Raw genomic sequence first — 17,419 nt, forward strand, 5'->3', positions numbered from 1 at the left:
GATTCCGGACGATGGAACGGGGGTCGCCGGAGGCGTTCACGCGGATGGGCACGCTCGGGATCGAAGAGGAGTGTTTCGTCGTCGACGAGCGGGGCCGGCCCACGAGCGGAACCGACGAACTCGTCTACGAGAGCGAACCCCCCGAGATTCTCGAGGACCGTCTCGACCACGAGCTGTTCAAGTTCGTGATCGAGACCCAGACGCCAGTCATCGAGCGTCCCGAGGACGCCCGCGAGGCCCTGCTCTCGATCCGGGAGGCCCTGGTCGATCACGCCGGCTCCCAGGGGTTCGGGATCGCCGCAGCGGGACTGCATCCGCTGGCGAACTGGCGCGAGCTCGAGCACGCCGAGAAACCACGCTATCGCTCCCAGCTCGATCGGATCCAGTACCCCCAGCACAGAAACACGACCGCTGGGATCCACGTCCACGTCGGAGTCGACGACGCCGACAAGGCGGTCTGGATCGCAAACGAGTTGCGGTGGTACATGCCGATCATGCTCGCGCTGTCGGTGAACTCGCCCTATTGGTGTGGGTTCGACACCGGGCTCGAGTCCGCCCGCGCGAAGATCTTCGAGGCGCTGCCCAATACGGGGATGCCGACCCACTTCGAGGACTTCGAGGCGTTCGACGCCTTCGAGCGCCTGATGGTCGAGAGCGACGCGATCGAGGACCGGGGGGAACTCTGGTACGACGTCCGACCCCACACCGGCCACGGCACCGTCGAGATCCGGGCGCCCGACGGCCAGGCCGACCCCGACGTCGTCCTCGCGTTCGTCGAGTACACCCACGCGCTCGTCGAGGCGTTAGCCGACGACTACGACGACGGCGTCCCCTCGAGGAACCATCGCCGCGAACTCCTCGACGAGAACAAGTGGCGCGCGATCCGCCACGGCCACGACGCGACCTTCATCGACCGCGACCTGTCAGGGACCGTCTCGCTGGGCGAGGTCGTCGAGCGGGAGTGCGATCGGCTTGGAATCTCCGGCATTCGAGAGGTCCACGACCGCGAGAGCGGCGCGACTCGTCAGCGCCGACTCCGCGAGGAAAGTGACGACGTGCTCTGTGCGTCGCTGGACCTCGAGACCGGCGAGTAGAACCCGAGGTATCGGGAGCGTCACGGACGGGCGAGCGTCGAGCACACTCCGTCCCGGGTCGGAATGCACCTACTACCGTACGTCGACCGTCCGATCCAGCCGAAGTGCATTCGATGGGGATAGTAGAATCGGACGTGACATCCTCCCGCGCCTGAAGACGCGGGCCTCCCACGCCCACGAAAAGGGCGGTTCGTTGGGACCTTCTGGTTTCGAGTCCGACGAACTCATGGCGGTGCCACGTCGCCGTTACTCCTATCCCACACGGGACTCGGAGGTACTTGGGTATGTTTCGTCGGTCTGCGTTCCCGAGGGCTTACTTTTTGATGAGGCAAACACCGAGTCAACTGCCAGTTTTCGGGGTGTCGAGACGCGACGGTTCTCCGTCACGGCGACGGATAAATATACGCCCGTGAGGCACCTAACCCTTCCGATTCGGGCGTTTGAACAGATGAAGACGGCGATTCATCCACGCCGTAGAGTGGTCACTGCAACACTTGAATATTCAGAAGGAACGTGGCGATCTAGTTCTCAGCGACGCTCGGAGGCTTGTTTAATCGGGAAATCCACTCGTGGTGAGAAGCGCTTTGAGCTGGAGCCTGTGATGCGTATTCATCCATTGCGCTAATCACTCAACGGCGTGGTATTCTCGCCTGCGAGTCCTATAACCCTCGTTTTGGATGGCATGGCCGCATCCTATTTATAAAAATATACTGACTAATAAATAAACCTATTGGATTTCTTTGTTGATAACAGGGAACCGTTCTACAAGCTCGAAACACTCCTGTAGTTCCCCAATAGCCAATATATCGATTATATAATCGGGTTCTGAGATCCGTTGACGGTCCGATAGACGACCAATCGATTCAGATTTATATTTTATTCGATCAACGTTTTAATTCGATAGGAATGGTAGATCGATGTACCGGATCCGGAGACTGTCTCACCAGCGCGCGTGGCAACCGTCTCAAAACGATCGGATCGAAGGATTCTCTGATAGAGAATTCTGGAAGCCACCGATAGCCGCTCTACCGGACACGTTCCGTTTACGCTCCTCTCGTCTCTCGAGACCACTCGGGACCGACTGGGACACAGCCAGTAGGGATTACAAACATAGGTCAGTAAATCCAGGATCGTTGAAAAGGAGTGGTCGATGCGGCCCCGGACACGCGCTCCTGAGCGGAACGGGTTTGCGGTGGGACCGTCTCCGGGAACGATCGAGTCAATTCTCTATTAGAGAACATGGGGCCGCCCGCGGATCGCTACTGGGACCCTCACTCTCCGTTTTGCCCGCCGAGTGGGGAGGGTTTCGGGAGTTTCGAAGCCGATCCCTGCTCCGGTTCCCGTGCTCGGGCCGGCCATGTGTTTTCTAACGGGAAATGAAAGCCCATTGGAGCGCCGCGAGACACGCCGGAACGGAACGTCAAGGGCACGAAAAGAGTTATAATGGCTCGATCGAGTTGTGTATCCGACACAGGATGAGCAGTAGACGTCAGTACCAACGGGAGTTCGTCCGAACGTTTTTCACCTCGCCGACGGCCGTCGAGGGAGACGATTCGGCGAAGATGTTACGGAGCGCGTCACAGCTTCGAGGAATGCAGGCACCCGACGCCTGGATTCCGGACAACGAGGACGCGACGGCGCCCTCGATGCGCGAGGAGGGAGTCGAGAATATCGTCGAGGTCGTCTCCGAACACGGAGAGGAGTTCCCCGGCGAGATCCACCCGCGCATTGTCTGGCACAGGGACGATCCCTCGACCCGGTACGAGGGGTTCCAGCAGATGCTCCGGATCGCGGACCCGGAGGCGGGGGCCGTCGAACACGTCGACGGGTTCGTCATCCCCGAGGTCGGCGATATAGACGACTGGAAGAAAGCCGACGAGTTCTTCACGATCATCGAATCCGAACACGGGCTCGAGGAGGGGAGCCTCTCGATGTCGGTCATCGTCGAGAGCGGGGCCGCCGAGTTGGCCCTCGGAGACCTCCGCGAGGAGATGGGCAACCCCTCGAACAACTTAGAGCGGCTCTTCATGCTCGTCGACGGCGAGGTCGACTACACCAAGGACATGCGCGCGATGACGCCGACCGGCGAGCTGCCGGCGTGGCCCGAACTCCGCCACAACACCTCGCGGGGGGCGAGCGCCGCGGGATTGATCGCCGTCGATGGTCCATACGACGACATCCGCAACGTAGAGGGCTACCACGCCCGGATGGAGGAAAACCGGGCGAAAGGCATGATCGGGATCTGGTCGCTCACGCCGGGCCAGGTCGTCGAGGCCAACGAAGGGCCGTTGCCGCCGGAAACCGAACGCTGGCTCCTCGACGTCGGCGGGTCCGAGGTCGAACTGGACGACGTCGAGGGAGGGCAGGCCTACGACGGCACCGAACTGGGCCTCGAGGAGCTCGACGAGGGGATGTACCGTCTCGAGGACGGTGGTGAAATCCACGAACTCGACGAGGAGCAGTTACGGGAACGGCTGGTCGAGATGGTCTCGTACGTCCCGAGCATGGACGACATCGTCGATTCGATGGCGGAGTTCGAGGCCGCAAAGGAGGCCGGCAGGGGCGCCATCGCCATGACCCAGTCGGCCACGTTGGTCGTCGACGGGATCGAAGTCGAGATCAGCACCGACCGGATGTGGGACGAGGCGACCTACCAGGCCGCGGGGACGCCCATCGCACTGTTCCGGGACGTCCACGAACACCGGCCCGACCAGCACGACGAACTCAAGGAGCGGTACGGACCGGAAGTCGTCGAGCGGGCGCTGGACCTCGACGTCTGAGCGCGGGCGTCAGCAGCAGCCGGCCGGTTCGGGGGAGGCGAGAGTCGCGCCGACGGCTACCGTCAGGCATTGACTCACAAACTATATCCCGGTTTGAGATGAAGGAAGGACAAATGGCCTACGAGACACCGGCGAACTCGCGGGAGACACGGCAGGAGGGACCGCTGGGAGACGACGCCGCGGAGTACGCTGCACTCGCGGCGGACCTGCGGGCCGCGGTCGATGGCGCCGTCAGGTTCGACGAGTACGCCCGGGTCCTGTACGCCACCGACGGAAGCATCTACCGGGCACGCCCGGCGGGCGCGGTCGAGCCGAGGGACGTCGCCGACGTCCAGTCGGCCGTCCGGGTCGCCGCCGACCACGACGTCCCGATCATCGCCCGCGGCGCCGGCTCCTCGCTCGGCGGCCAGGCGGTCGGCCCGGGCTGTGTCGTCCTCGACCTCTCGACGCACATGGACGGCGTCGTCGAGATCCGGCCGGAGGACCGTCGCGCCGTCGTCCAGCCGGGGGTCGTCCAGGACGATCTGGATGCCCGGCTGGCTCCACACGGGTTGAAGTTCGCTCCCGATCCCGCCTCCTCAAACCGGGCGACCGTCGGCGGCGGGATCGGCAACAACTCGACGGGCGCCCACTCGGTGCGATACGGGATCACCGACGAGTACACCGAACGGTTGGATGTGGTCCTCGCCGACGGCAGTCGGATCGAAACTCGCGAGGTCGTCCTCGATAGCCCGGAGTGGGATCGGATCGTCGAGGGCGATTCACGCGAGGCGGAACTCTACCGGACGGTTCGACGCCTCGTCGAGGACAACGAAACGGAGATCGAGAGCCGGTATCCCGACCTCAAACGGAACGTCTCGGGGTACAACCTCCAGAAGGTCATCTATCGGAACGACGACGGCGAGCGGGCGATCAATCTCTCGAAACTGTTCGTCGGCGCCGAATCGACGCTCGGCATCGTCGTCGAGGCCGAACTCTCCCTGGTCACCAAGCCCGCCGAGACCGCGCTCGCGCTCTACTGCTTCGACGACCTGATCGACGCCCTCGAGGCGGTTCCCGTGGCCCTCGAGTACGACGTGAGCGCGGTCGAGTTGATGGACGACGAGGTGTTTCGCCTCGCCCGCGACTCCGAGCAGTACGCGACCTACGAGGAGCCGATCCCCGAGGGGACCGCCGCCGCCCTGATGGTCGAGTTCGACTCCGAACTGGTCGCCGACTTCGAGGCGGCGATTTCGCGGACGAACGAGCGCTTTCTCGCCTCAGGTACTGCCTTCGACGCCATCGAGGCGTACACCGACGACGCACAGGCGGACCTCTGGAAGCTCCGGAAGGCGGCGATCCCGCTCCTGATGAGCCTCGAGGGCGACCCCAAGCCGTATCCGTTCATCGAGGACGCGACGGTTCCCCCGGGAGAGCTCGCCGACTACACCCGGCGATTCGAGGAGATCCTCGCGGCCCACGACACCTCGGCGGCCTACTTCGCTCACGCAGGATCAGGCACGCTCCACATCCGTCCAATCCTTTCGCTGAAAGAGGGGGAGGGAATCGAGACGATGCGATCGATCGCCGACGACGTGACCGACCTCGTCGTCGAACACCACGGCGCGTTCTCGGGCGAACACGGCGACGGACTGGCCCGGACGGAGTTTAACCCGAAGATGTACGGCAAGACGCTCTGGGAGGCGTTCCGGGAGCTCAAGACCGCGTTCGACCCCGACTGGCGGATGAACCCGGGGAAGGTGGTCTACCGCGATTCGAACCCGACGGACATGCGCGAGCACCTCCGGTACGGGGAGGGGTATTCCTCGCTGGAGTCCCAGACGGAACTCGACTTCTCGGACGAAGGGGGGTTTGCCCACCTCGTCGAACTCTGTAACGGCTGTGGGACCTGTCGCCAGACCGAGACGGACGTGATGTGTCCGACCTACCGGGCGACCGGCGACGAGATGACGACGACCCGGGGGCGTGCGAACATGCTCCGCGCGGCGATCAGCGGCGACCTCTCCGAGGACGAGCTCTACACCGAACGGTTCCAGACGGAGGTCCTCGACCTCTGTGTCGGCTGCAAGGGCTGCAAGTCGGACTGTCCGACCGGCGTGGACATGGCGAAGCTGAAGACGGAGGTCAAACACCAGTACCACGAGCGGGAGGGTTCGAGCCTGCGCACGAAGCTCTTCGGCCGGATCGACCGGCTCTCGTGGCTCGGATCGCTGGCGGCGCCGCTGTCGAACCGGGCGACCGCGATCCCGGGTTCGCGGCGGGTGCTCGAGTCGGCCTTCGGGATCGCGGCCGACCGCTCGCTCCCGCGTTTCGCCGACGAGTCGCTCCGGGAGTGGGCGGCGGATAGACGGCCGAGGGTCTCCGCCGAGGAGGCCGAGCGAAAGGTGCTCCTCTTTCCGGACACGTACACGAACTACAACTACCCGGAGCCGGGAAAGGCGGCGATCCGGGTCCTCGAGGCGGCGGGCGTCCACGTCCGCGTTCCCTCGGAGGTCGCCCCGAGCGGGCGCGCGGCCTACTCCGTGGGCCTGCTCGACATCGCGAAGGAGCGCGCACACACCAACGTGGACGTGTTCACCGAATACATCGACGACGGGTGGGAGATCGTCTCGGTCGAGCCGAGCGACGCAGTGCTCTTCCAGGACGAGTACACGGACCTCGTCGGCGATTCGGCCGTCAATCCCGTCGCCGGCCACTCGTACGGCGTCTGTGAGTACCTCGACGTCCACCGGCTGGTCGAGGGCATCGAGACGACCGATCCGACGACCTCCCTCACCTACCACGGCCACTGCCACCAACACGCCGCGGGGAAAGACCACCACGCGGTCGGCGTGCTCCGCCGGGCGGGCTACGCGGTCGACCCGCTCGATTCCGGATGCTGTGGAATGGCCGGCTCCTTCGGCTACGAGGCCGAACACTACGACCTCTCGAAGGCCATCGGCGAACTGCTGTTCGAGAAGATCCGGGCGAGCGACGGTGAGCAGGTCGTCGCGCCCGGGGGCTCCTGTCGGAGCCAGATCGGCGACGGCTCTGGAGAAATTCCGCCACACCCGATCGAGATGCTCGACCGGGTCGTCGTCCGGTAGGTCGCCTCTCGCCTCGTGTCCGGCGTGGGCCGAACCGGGCCCGTGATTCGAGGAGGACCTACGAGTAGGTGATGCTCAACTCGACGAGGTTCGCGGTGTTCTTGACGGCGTCTACGTACTCCGCTCTGGCGTCGTCGTTCGCCAGCCGACTTTTGGGGGTCGAGAGGCTCACCGCGCCCTCGACGGCGCCGTCCTCGGTCCGGATCGGGGCGGCCACACACCGGAGTCCCCGCCACCGTTCCTCGTCGTCGTAGGCCCACCCCTGTTCGGCGATCCGCTCGAGTTCCTCGTGCATCCGCCCCTCGTCGGTGATCGTATTCGGGGTTCCGGGCGGGAGCCCGCGGTGGTCGATGATCGCCTCGATCCGTTCGTCGGGGAGGTGGCCGAGGATCGCCTTCCCGAGCGCGGAGTTGTGGAGGGGCAACTGCGTCCCGATGTGGGTGTTGAGTTCCACCGAGTTGCCGCCCTTGGCGCGATAGAGGACGACGCCCAGCCCCCGCTCGTGGGTCGCGAGCGTGACGAGTTCGCCCGTCTCGTCGGCCAGGTCGTCGACCTTCGGCTTTGCGGCCTCGTAGAGGTCGATCTCGTTTCGGAGGATCCCGCCGACGGTGAGAAATCTGAGGCTCAACCTGTAGGACTCCCCTTCCTTGACCACGTACTCGTGTTCGCGGAGGGTACTGAGGTGGTTGTGGACCGTGCTCTTGTTCATCTCCAACACGGCGGCGATCTCACGGAGGGGTGCCGAGCGGAGTTCGGTGAGAGTCTCGACGATCTCCATGGTGGTTTCGAGGGCCTTGACCGGGTGGCGTGCGCCGTCGTTCATACAGGGACCAACGTGTCGATCGATCATCAAGGTATTCATCGATGGAGAACGCCCGGATCGTTGAAGAGTCCGTCCGCCCCTCCGCCACGGCCCCATCGCTGGTCGGCCGGCGTACGGTCGTCCCTGCCGGAGGACGATGGGAACACTTCCCAAACATTTATGAACGATACCGCTGACTCCTCGGACGTCATGGGCGACCAGCAACGGTTCGTACGGCCGGAGGCGATCGAGACGCTCGAGCTCGACTGGGGGACGATCAAGTGGCTGAGTACGCCGGAGACGACGGGCGCGGAGACGTTCAGTGCGGGGGTCGTCGTCCTCGAGCCGGGCAAGGGCCACGAGCGCCACACCCATCCTGACAGCGAGGAGGTGCTCTACGTCCTCAGCGGCGGGGGCGTCCAGACGATCGCCGACGAGGAGCGGGAGGTCACCGCGGGGGAGATGCTGTACATCCCCGCGGGCGTCGAACACAGCACGATGAACACCTCCTGGGAGCCGCTCCGCTTCCTGGCGATATACGGGCCGCCGGGCCCCGAGGCCGAACTCCGTCACCTCGCGGAGTGTACCGTGGTTCCGCCCGAGGAGCAGTAACTCAGGGACCCCAATATTGATTAGCCGGACCGACGATTGACGAGTCGTACATGAAGTTCACACGGGACGAGTCCCTCGATCGACTGGAGTCCGTCGTCGAGAGCGGCGAGCCGATCGTCGGCGCTGGTGCGGGAACCGGGATCTCCGCGAAGTTCGCCGAGCAGGGCGGCGTCGATCTGCTCATCATCTACAACTCCGGGCGCTATCGGATGAACGGCCGCGGGTCGCTCGCGGGACTCCTTCCCTACGGCGACGCGAACGAGATCGTCGTCGAGATGGGCAACGAGGTGATCCCCGTCGTCGAGGACACGCCGGTGCTCGCGGGCGTCAACGGGACCGACCCGTTCCGGGAGATGGACGTCTTCATCGAGGACCTCCGCCGGCGGGGCTTCTCGGGCGTCCAGAACTTCCCGACGGTGGGGCTGATCGACGAGGACAGCAGTTTCCGGCAGAACTTAGAGGAGACCGGGATGGGCTACGACCGCGAGATCGAGATGATCCGGGAGGCCAGCGACCAGGGGATGTTGACCTGCCCCTACGTCTTCGACGAGGCACAGGCCCGCGCGATGGCCGAGGCCGGCGCCGACGTCGTCGTCTCCCACATGGGGCTGACGACCTCGGGGGACATCGGCGCCGAGACCGCCCTCGATCTGGAGACGGCCACGGAACGCGTCCAGGCCCACCACGACGCGGCCACGGAGGCAAACGAGGACGTCATGGTGATCTGTCACGGCGGCCCGATCGCCTGGCCCGACGACGCCGCCTACGTCCTCGAGCACACGGAGGGCGTCGTCGGCTTCTTCGGCGCCTCGAGCATCGAACGCCTCCCCACGGAGGAGGCGATCCGCGAGCAGGCACGGGAGTTCAAGGAGATCGAGTTCTGATGGCCCCTTCCAACGAGGAGCCGACCGTCGTCATAATCGGGACCCTCGACACGAAAGGCGAGGAGATCGGGTTCGGCCGGGACGTCCTCGAATCCCAGGGCGTCGCCGTCCACCTCGTCGATGTCGGCGTCCTGGGCGAGCCGGAGATCGACCCCGACACGTCGGCGACGGCGGTGGCCGAGGCAGGGGGAACGACGCTGGAGGCGCTCCGGGAGGCGGGCGATCGGGGCGACGCAATGGAAGCGATGGGCGAGGGCGCCGCGAGCGTTGCGACGCGCCTCCACGAGGAGGGCGTCCTCGACGGAATATTCGGTCTGGGCGGCTCCGGAAACACCTCGGTCGCGACGACCGCGATGCGCGCCCTGCCCGTCGGCGTCCCGAAGCTGATGGTCTCGACCGTCGCCTCCGGCGATATCGAACCGTACGTCGGGACCCGCGACGTCACGATGACGTACTCGGTTGCCGATATCGAGGGGCTCAACCAGCTCTCCCGGACGGTGATCTCGAACGCCGCCCTCGCCGTGGCCGGGATGGTCACGAACGAGCCGGACGTGGAGGTCCCCGACAAACCCACTATCGGGATCACGATGTTCGGCGTCACGACCCCCTGCGTCCAGACGGCACGCGCGTGGCTCGAGGATCGGGGGTACGAGACGATCGTGTTTCACGCGACGGGGACCGGGGGACGGGCGATGGAGGACCTGATCGAGGAGGGGGTGATCGATGCCGTCCTCGACGTGACGACGACGGAGTGGGCCGACCAGCACGTCGGGGGCGTCCTCGCCGCGGGGCCGGATCGTCTCGATGCGGCCGCCGAGGCGGGCATCCCGCAGGTGGTCTCGGTGGGCGCCCTCGACATGGTCAACTTCGGCCCGCGCGATTCCGTCCCGGAGGAGTTCGAGGGGCGACGCTTTCACGTCCACAACCCGCAGGTGACGCTGATGCGGACGACGCCCGAGGAGAACGCCGAACTCGGCCGGATCATCGCCGAGAAGCTCGACGCGGCCCGGGGACCGACGGTGCTGGCACTGCCGCTTGGCGGCGTCTCCATGCTCGACGTCGAGGGAGAGGAGTTCCACGACCCCAAGGCCGACGCGGCGCTGTTCGATGCCCTGCGCGAGAACGTAGACGACCACGTCGAGGTGATCGAGACGGACCACGCAATCAACGACGAGGCGTTCGCCCGAACGATCGCCGAACGCCTCCACGAACTCGTGCAGGGAGAGTCCTGAACCGCGTCCGGCTCTCGAGGGCGAGTCATCGCCCGCGCCCGTGCCGTCCGATGACTGCGACGACCGGACATTATTGAACTGATAAGTCAGATGTATAGCCAAATGTTTTAACTTGTGTATCGTCCCACGTATTCACGAGTTGCCCAATCAACCATGACGGATAGATCAGAGCTACCGGACGGATTCAGGCGTAGTTATTTGAAAGCGATCGCCACCGGCCGCGGCGTCGGCTCCAGTCCCGCACTCGCGGACGGAACGCTCTACTTCGGCGGGACCGACGGCCGGATGTACGCCGTGGAATAGTCTCCCCGCGTGGACCAGGCCCGATCGGATCGGTTCGGCCGACCGTCGGCCGGCGTTGCCGCCCGAAATCGGGGACGCGCATCCCGGCGGCGAGCGGGAGGCGAGTCGGGTCTCCGGCGCCGTCTCGCCGTTCAATCCCCATCCGATATATGACATAATCACAGATAACTATGTTTTTCGATTGTTTCGGCCGTTTTGCGGGCGATCGACGGAGACGGGCGTGACCGGCAGCCCGTAGCATGCAGGATCCGAGACGCTTAGAGAGGTGATCCGACGAACGTCGGCCGCACCGAACGTAGCCGATCCTACAGCGGATGACCTCTATATAAATGGCGTTTTCCATAGTTAGAGCCGTTTCTGAAGAAACCGCGTCCGGAACGACGAAGACGATCCTTCCGATTTCGCTCTCTCCGCCGCCGGATCGATCGCCCGCGAACGGTGGTCGGCGACGAACGGATCAGGTTCGATCCGGCCGTCACACGTCGTTTCCCGTACTCACTCTCCGAATCAAGTGTGAGAAAACAACTACTTTCTTATGTTTTTTCCTCGTGGTGGCGATCGGGGGACCGGGACGCTCCGTCGGTCCCGGCCCGGGATCCGAACGGGACGAGCGGCGAGCAAGATTTATCCGCGCGGCCGGCCGATGGCCACCGATGACACCCGATGCCGACCGGGATCCCGACGACGGGGAGGACGTCGAGGTCCGGATCGTCGACGAGCCCGAAGCCTCGGAGGGCGAGTTCGACCGCCGGCTGACCGACCTGCTCGGGCGGCTGCTCGACACCGAGACCCGCGGAAAGGTCTACGTCCACGTGCTCCGCGATCCGGGGGCCACGAGCGAGGAAGTCGCACGCGGAACCGGGCTCTACCCGGAGACGGTCCGGCGGACGATAGCGGATCTTCGAGAGGAGGGCGTTCTCGACCGCCGGGAGCTCGAGGGCGAGAAGGGCCGGTATGGCTACACCGCGATCCAGCCGACAGAGCTCGCCGGCCGGCTCCTCGGGGAGTTCCAGGAGGGCCTGGATGCCCTCTTCGGAGCCTCCGACGAACCCGCCGTCGATCCGGTGACGATCGACGTCGAGGACGCCTCGGGGAGCGACGACGAGCGCGACGGCCACGGGGGGAGCGACGACGAGGAGTTCCCCGCGGGCGGGCGCTAGCGTTCCAGGATCGCCGGCCGCTCGAGTTCGACCTCGCTACCGACGACCTCGCCGACCGCATCCACCGCCTTCGTCGGCCACTCCTCGCCGGCGGGAGTCAGCGCCTCGAAGCCGTCGCCGACGAGGACGGTCCCCTCGCTTTTGGCCCCCTGGACCGTCGGGTTCCAGGCGTAGGCCATCGGCGCGTGGACGTCTGCGGGGTGGTCCGGCGTCGCGATCCACTCCCGGCCGGCGAAGCCGGCGGCGCCGCCCTGGTGGTGGAGTTCCCACTCGCCCTCGTAGCCCAGCGTCGCGTAGGCGTCCTGAATCGCCTCGAAGACGTCGCCCGCGGTGCCGGAGCCGGCGATCTCGCGGGTCGCCGCCAGCGCCGTCGTCTCGATCCTCGCGGCGATCGTGTGGCGGTCATCGAGCCAGGAAGGGGGATCGAACGCCACCGTTCGGGTACAGCTCGCGTGGAGTCCTTCGCGCTGGGCGGTCACCGAGAGGAGGGCGTAGTCGCCGAGTTCGCTCTCCGTGGGCGTGTAGTGGCGATACCGGGTCGCCCGGTCTGCGCCGCCGACGAGGGCGACCGGCGACTCGATGCCGCGTGCGCCGAGGGCGGCCCGCAGCGATGTCGCCGCCTCGTGTTCGGTGTCGTCGGGCGCGAGTCCATGGGCGACCGACTCGATGGCCGCCGCGGTGTCCCGGCCGAGGGCGCGGTAGCGTTCGACGTCGGTCTCGGTCAGGGGCTGGCGGAGGTCGACGGGATCGACGTGTTCGACCTCGGCATCTGGAACCGCGACGTCTGCGGCCGCGGGTCCCTCGACCCGCTCGGCGATTGCCTCGGGCAGCGAGGAGGCGTACCAGGGGAACGTCTCGACGGGCGTGTCGTCGGGCAGGTCCGGCAGCTCCTCGGCGGCGATCCGGTCGGCCTCGATGGTGTCCGTGAGCACCCGGAGGTCGCCGTCGTAGCCGACGGCCGCGACCCCGGCGTCCGTTTCGCGATCGACGACGTTCGAGCCGCCGGTCAGCCAGGCGAAGGCGTTCGGGCGAGCGAACCAGATCGAAGAGAGATCCTCGCCGTCGAGGACGGCCTCGAGGCGGTCTACTTTCTCCATGGACGGGCGTCGTCGGGCGCGGCCTTGAATCCGACGGACGGCCCTCGCCGGGGAGACGGGCAGCCTAAGTAGGGCCGATCCCAACCTCCTCCTATCCGTGTCGTACGACAGCCGCACCTCCGGTCTCCCCGGCCCGCTCGCCCGGGTCGGCTTCCCGCACCTGCTCGCCGCGACGGTCGTCCTCGTGACCGCGACGATCCTGCTGGGCGTCGCGGCGAAGGCCACCGGCTCCGGGCTGGCCTGCCAGGCGAACTGGCCGCTGTGTGACGGTGGCCTGCTGAACCTGTTCCCGGCGAACTTCCCGAGTTTCTTCGAGTGGATCCACCGCGTCGTCGCGATGGTCGCCGGCTTCTTCATCGTCGGCACCGCCCTCGCCGCCTGGTGGGGCGCGGTCGACGACCCGCGGGTGCGCTACGCGGTCACCCTCGGACTCCTCTTGACCCCGGTCCAGGTCCTCCTCGGTCGCGAAACCGTCCTGACCTACGAGATGACGATCCTCTCGCTTCACTTCTGGACCGCCGTCACCATCTTCGCGCTATTCGCCGTGGCGGTCGCCCTCGTCTGGGCGCCCTCGCTGTCGGCGGGCCACGTTACCGCCGCGATGGCGATCGGCGCCGCGGCCGTGCCCGTCCACGTCGCGCTGAGCCCGCTGTTCATCGGCTCGTACACCGCCGTGATCCAGACCGCCCAGTACGCCGCCGTCCTCGCCCTGCTGACCGCGGTGATCGTGGGCGCGATCGTCGGCCGCCGCCGGTACGACGGTCGGCCCGCGCGGGCGGTGGTCCTCGCCGCGCCCGCCCTCGCGGTCGCCGTTCTGGTGCTCGGGCGCCGTGCCGTGATGACGTTCGCGCCCGCCCTCGACGCCCTCTACCTGTTCGCCAGCGTGGCGCTGTTCGCGACCCTCGCCGCGGGCGTCGCCCTCGGCCGGCGCGATTAGACGGTCGAAACGCTCGCGGCTGCGAGAAACGCCGTTCCGACCCCGGCCGCGAGCAACAGGGAGTTCGAGACCGGGTTCGCGGCGGTCGTCACCGAAAGCGAGTACCGCCGGCTCGAGACCGGCCAGAAGGGGCGGATCCCCATCGGCGTCAGCCAGTCCGCGAGGAGGTGCGAGCCGATCGAGAGCGTCCCGACCGTGAAGGCGAACGTCGCAAGGATCGGGGCCTCGACTGGGGCCTCCTCGGTGGCGGCCACGGCGGCGACCGCGGCGAGGACGGCGCCGACGACGAGCGCGAAGAGGAGAGTGTGGGTCGGCCCCCGGTGGGCGATCAGCGGGACGCGGTGGTCGTAGTCGGGGGTCGTCGAGAGGGCGACGGCGACCGCCCCCCCGACGACCGCGAGCGCCTCGTAGCCCGCAAGGGCGACGGCGGCGCTGAGGGGCGCGTAGACCAGCAGTGCGGCGCCGTAGTGGCCGGCGCGATACATCTACCGAGCTGGACGGACGCCCGCGTGATAAATCCCCTCACGGCCGTATGTGGTCTATGGAGCCGCGGGCGAAAGCGGTTCCTCGACGTAGATCGACTCCCAGCCCCGGCGCTCCCGGATCGCCGCCTCGCCCTCGGCGGTGATCGCGTAGTAGTTCGTCCGTCGGTCGAGTTCCCCCTTCTCGACCAGGCCGACCTCGACCAAGGTGTCGAGGTTCGGGTAGAGCCGGCCGTGATTGATCTCGGTGTCGTAGTAGCCCTGGATCCGTTCGCGGACCGACTGCCCCGAGGGGCGGTCGGCGCCGGCGATGACGTAGAGCAGGTCGCGCTGGAACGCGGTCAGGTCGTCCATCTCCCTGCAGGAACCTATCCCGGGGTCGGCCGTGGTTATGATCGTCCTACCGTCCACAGGCAACCGCCACCGCGAGGGGCCGAGCGGGCGCGAGAGCTTTCCCGCTCGCCCTCGAAGCGGGCGCATGCGCACGAGCCTGAACGTCCCCGAGGAAATGCTCGCGGAGTTCGACCACACCTGGCAGGCCGAGGGGCTCGACTCGCGCTCGCGGGCGCTTCGGGAGGCGATCCAGGAGTACGTCGAGTCCCACCACCGCTTAGAGCAGGCCAGTGGCACCGTCGTCGCGGCGCTGATCTTCGACTACGCCCACGACCGGATCATCGAGGACCTCCACGACGTCCAACACGAGTTCCAGGCCGAGATCGACACCACCTCCCACGTCCACCACGGCGAGTGGTGTCTCGAGACCGTCTTCTGTGAGGGGGCGGCCGACCGAATCCGGAAACTCGTCTACCGGCTGAAGGACTTCGACGCCGTCGGCCGCGTATCGGTAGTCCTCCTGCGGGGCGACGGCGGACTCGAGGGCGAGGCGAGCGAGGACAGTCCGTGATCCCGGACCGGGATCGAGAACGGAAATCGAGGCCGTTATTCTCCCCCCTAGCCTACCCGGGGTGTGGAGAACGTCACCGACCGGACGAGCAACCCCTTCGGAATGCGCCCGCCCTGCGAGGAGGCGGTCTTCGGCTACGGCGACGCCAACGCCGACTTCCACCTGATCGGCGACCACCCCGGACCCCACGGCGGGGAGACGAGCGGAATCCCTTTCACAGAGACCGAGGCCGGGCGAGCAATCAGCACCCTCCTCTTCGAGACCGGCTTCGCGAGCGGACCTCCCGAGAAGCCGGTCCTCGAGAACGCCTTCTGTAGCTACCTCCATATGTGCGTCGCGAAGGGGGAGCCGACCGAGCGGGCGTACGCCGATCTGGAACGGTACTTCGACGCGGAGTTGCGCGCGATCAACGCCCACATCCTGCTTCCCGTGGGAGAGCGCGCGACCGATCACGTCCTCCGGGAGTACACGACCCAGCGCCACCGGTTCGGCCGGGAGCTCGATATGGTCGCCCTCCACGCGACCGACCTCCGGGGCCGGGGCTTTCTCGTGGTTCCGATCCGCGAGCCGACCGAGTGGACCGACGACGACGCCGAGGCGATCCGGGGAGCGATCGCCGCCATACTGGCTTCGGACTACCGCCAGACGAAAGGCGTCGCGACGCTCGTCGGCTAATCGAAGTCGCCGAAGGAGGTCTGACCCTCCCGCCGTCGCCGGCGTGCGGTCGAATCCGCGCCCGAAGCGTCGTCGGCCGCCGGTGGCTGCCCGCCGTCCCCGGTCTCGATCTCCGTCGGATCTTCGCCGGCGAACCCCTCGAGGCTCGTCTGGTCGCCCCCGGCGAACTCGAGGTTCGCGACTCTGACGCCAACCTTCCGGACGGGGTCGTCCTCGAACTCGGAGAACAGCGAGAGCGCGGTGCGCTCGACGAGCGGCGGATCGTCCACAGGCCCCGGCAGAGATGTCTCGCGGGTGTGGACGTCGTACGGCGGCGTCACCGCCTTCACGCCGATCGTTCGATACAGAGCGTCCTTCCTGCTGGCGCGGTCGGCGACCGCCGCCGCGAGCGTCCGGATCCGCTCGCGTTTGGGTGCGGCCTCGACGACCGCCTCGGCAAAGGCCGACTCCCGCGAGAGGCTCTTTGGTCGTCCTCGAGGCTCGACCGGGCGGTCGTCCTCGCCGCGGGCACGGTCGTAGAGTTCCCGGCCGCGCTCGCCGAAGGCCGAGACCAGGGAGTCGGGATCGGCCCTCGCGACGTCGCCCGCGGTCTCGATCCCCCGCTCGCGGAGTTCGCGGGCGGTGACGGGGCCGACGCCGTGGAGGAGGTCGACCTCGAGCGGCGCGAGGAACTCCTCGACTGCGCCGGGGGGAACGACCGTGAGCCCGTCGGGTTTGTCGTAGTCGCTGGCGATCTTCGCCGCGCTCATCGAGGGGGCCGCGCCGACACTGACCGTGACGCCGACGTCCCGCCTGACCCGCTCCTTGACGTGGCGGGCGAAGCCCTCGGCGACCTCCCAGCCAGTCCGGTCGGTGACGTCGAGGTAGGCCTCGTCGACGCTTACCTCCCGGACGACGTCGGCACAGTCGTGGAGGATCTCCCGGACCTCGCCCGCGACCTCCTCGTAGTGTTCCATGTCCACGGGGCGGTAGTAGCCCGAGATCTCGTCCTCGCTTCCTTCGCCCGCGTCGGCGTCCGACTCGTCGCGCCGCGGGAGCCGCTCCAGGGCGGTCGAGATCGCCTGGGCGCTCTCGACGCCGTGTTCACGAGCCTCGTAGCTCGCGGTCGCGACCGCACCGATGGTCTCTCCCTCCTCGTAGCCCATTCCGACGACGAGGGGCTCGCCTTCGAGTTCCGGCTCCCGGAGGCGCTCGCAGGCCGCATAGAAGCAGTCGGCGTCGACGTGGAGGACGATCCGCTCTTCCTCCTCGCCCTCGCCGCCGACGCCGGGGAGCCGGGAGCCGTCGTTCATCGTCCGTGTTCACCGACGGTCCAGGTCCCCGTCAACGTTGCGTCCTCGGGTGGGTAAAATCGCTCTTTCAGTCTCGCGA

The 17,419-nt window shown here is 66.8% G+C and carries 16 protein-coding genes; 11 read left to right on the forward strand and 5 right to left on the reverse strand.

Annotated elements, in window-relative coordinates:
- The first annotated feature begins 11 nt into the window (after positions 1–11).
- The 3 genes from LCF40_RS13650 to LCF40_RS13660 all read left to right on the forward strand — a co-directional run bounded on the left by LCF40_RS13650 (position 12) and on the right by LCF40_RS13660 (position 6,960).
- Positions 12–1,094, forward strand: a complete 1,083-nt coding sequence (locus tag LCF40_RS13650) for a glutamate--cysteine ligase (RefSeq protein ID WP_224828849.1) — start codon at positions 12–14, stop codon at positions 1,092–1,094.
- A gap of 1,475 nt (positions 1,095–2,569) precedes the next feature.
- Positions 2,570–3,874 carry a malate synthase AceB gene (aceB, locus tag LCF40_RS13655; protein WP_224828850.1) on the forward strand — a complete coding sequence of 435 codons (1,305 nt, stop codon included), beginning with the start codon at positions 2,570–2,572 and terminating at the stop codon, positions 3,872–3,874.
- A 113-nt stretch (positions 3,875–3,987) separates the two neighbouring features.
- Positions 3,988–6,960, forward strand: coding sequence for an FAD-binding and (Fe-S)-binding domain-containing protein (locus LCF40_RS13660; protein WP_224828851.1), 2,973 nt, complete (start codon positions 3,988–3,990; stop codon positions 6,958–6,960).
- 58 nt (positions 6,961–7,018) lie between these two features.
- Here the strand turns inward: LCF40_RS13660 and LCF40_RS13665 are convergent, their stop codons facing one another.
- A complete protein-coding gene (locus LCF40_RS13665; RefSeq protein WP_224828852.1) occupies positions 7,019–7,783 on the reverse strand; it encodes an IclR family transcriptional regulator in 765 nt (254 codons plus the stop codon).
- Between the two features lie 189 nt (positions 7,784–7,972).
- Here LCF40_RS13665 and LCF40_RS13670 point away from each other — a divergent pair, with 189 nt between their 5' ends.
- The 5 genes from LCF40_RS13670 (at position 7,973) to LCF40_RS13690 (ending at position 11,953) form a co-directional block, all read left to right on the forward strand.
- Positions 7,973–8,374, forward strand: a complete 402-nt coding sequence (locus tag LCF40_RS13670) for a cupin domain-containing protein (protein ID WP_224828853.1) — start codon at positions 7,973–7,975, stop codon at positions 8,372–8,374.
- Positions 8,375–8,424: 50 nt separating this feature from the next.
- Positions 8,425–9,258, forward strand: a complete 834-nt coding sequence (locus LCF40_RS13675) for a phosphoenolpyruvate hydrolase family protein (RefSeq protein WP_114577532.1) — start codon at positions 8,425–8,427, stop codon at positions 9,256–9,258.
- Positions 9,258–10,490 (forward strand): Tm-1-like ATP-binding domain-containing protein, encoded by a 1,233-nt coding sequence (locus LCF40_RS13680; protein ID WP_224828854.1) that lies wholly within the window; start codon positions 9,258–9,260, stop codon positions 10,488–10,490. Before LCF40_RS13675 ends, LCF40_RS13680 begins: the two co-directional genes overlap by 1 nt.
- A 153-nt stretch (positions 10,491–10,643) precedes the next feature.
- Positions 10,644–10,793 (forward strand): PQQ-binding-like beta-propeller repeat protein, encoded by a 150-nt coding sequence (locus LCF40_RS23950; RefSeq protein WP_224828855.1) that lies wholly within the window; start codon positions 10,644–10,646, stop codon positions 10,791–10,793.
- A gap of 653 nt (positions 10,794–11,446) precedes the next feature.
- Positions 11,447–11,953: a winged helix-turn-helix transcriptional regulator gene (locus LCF40_RS13690; protein WP_114577524.1), complete on the forward strand. Its 507-nt coding sequence runs from the start codon at positions 11,447–11,449 to the stop codon at positions 11,951–11,953.
- Here LCF40_RS13690 and LCF40_RS13695 read toward each other — a convergent pair.
- Positions 11,950–13,050: a M24 family metallopeptidase gene (locus LCF40_RS13695; RefSeq protein WP_224828856.1), complete on the reverse strand. Its 1,101-nt coding sequence runs from the start codon at positions 13,048–13,050 to the stop codon at positions 11,950–11,952. The genes LCF40_RS13690 and LCF40_RS13695 overlap by 4 nt on opposite strands.
- A gap of 97 nt (positions 13,051–13,147) precedes the next feature.
- Between LCF40_RS13695 and LCF40_RS13700 the strand changes: the two genes are divergently transcribed.
- The gene (locus tag LCF40_RS13700) at positions 13,148–13,987 is read left to right on the forward strand and encodes a COX15/CtaA family protein (RefSeq protein WP_224828857.1); all 840 of its coding nucleotides are present in this window, start codon (positions 13,148–13,150) and stop codon (positions 13,985–13,987) included.
- On the opposite strand, the gene LCF40_RS13705 is transcribed toward LCF40_RS13700, so the two are convergent.
- Entirely contained in the window at positions 13,984–14,472 is a 489-nt protein-coding gene (locus LCF40_RS13705; protein WP_224828858.1) for a metal-dependent hydrolase, read from the reverse strand. The genes LCF40_RS13700 and LCF40_RS13705 overlap by 4 nt on opposite strands.
- 54 nt (positions 14,473–14,526) lie before the next feature.
- Positions 14,527–14,823 (reverse strand): PadR family transcriptional regulator, encoded by a 297-nt coding sequence (locus LCF40_RS13710; protein WP_114577521.1) that lies wholly within the window; start codon positions 14,821–14,823, stop codon positions 14,527–14,529.
- Positions 14,824–14,947: 124 nt separating this feature from the next.
- Between LCF40_RS13710 and LCF40_RS13715 the strand changes: the two genes are divergently transcribed.
- Positions 14,948–15,373, forward strand: a complete 426-nt coding sequence (locus LCF40_RS13715) for a CopG family ribbon-helix-helix protein (protein WP_224828859.1) — start codon at positions 14,948–14,950, stop codon at positions 15,371–15,373.
- A gap of 63 nt (positions 15,374–15,436) precedes the next feature.
- Entirely contained in the window at positions 15,437–16,048 is a 612-nt protein-coding gene (locus LCF40_RS13720; RefSeq protein WP_114577519.1) for a uracil-DNA glycosylase family protein, read from the forward strand.
- Here LCF40_RS13720 and dinB read toward each other — a convergent pair.
- Positions 16,045–17,340 (reverse strand): DNA polymerase IV, encoded by a 1,296-nt coding sequence (gene dinB, locus LCF40_RS13725; RefSeq protein ID WP_224828860.1) that lies wholly within the window; start codon positions 17,338–17,340, stop codon positions 16,045–16,047. The two genes, LCF40_RS13720 and dinB, sit on opposite strands and share 4 nt — an antisense overlap.
- Positions 17,341–17,419 lie beyond the last annotated feature (79 nt).

Source organism: Saliphagus infecundisoli (assembly GCF_020177375.1).
GTDB classification, from domain to species: Archaea; Halobacteriota; Halobacteria; order Halobacteriales; family Natrialbaceae; genus Saliphagus; species Saliphagus infecundisoli.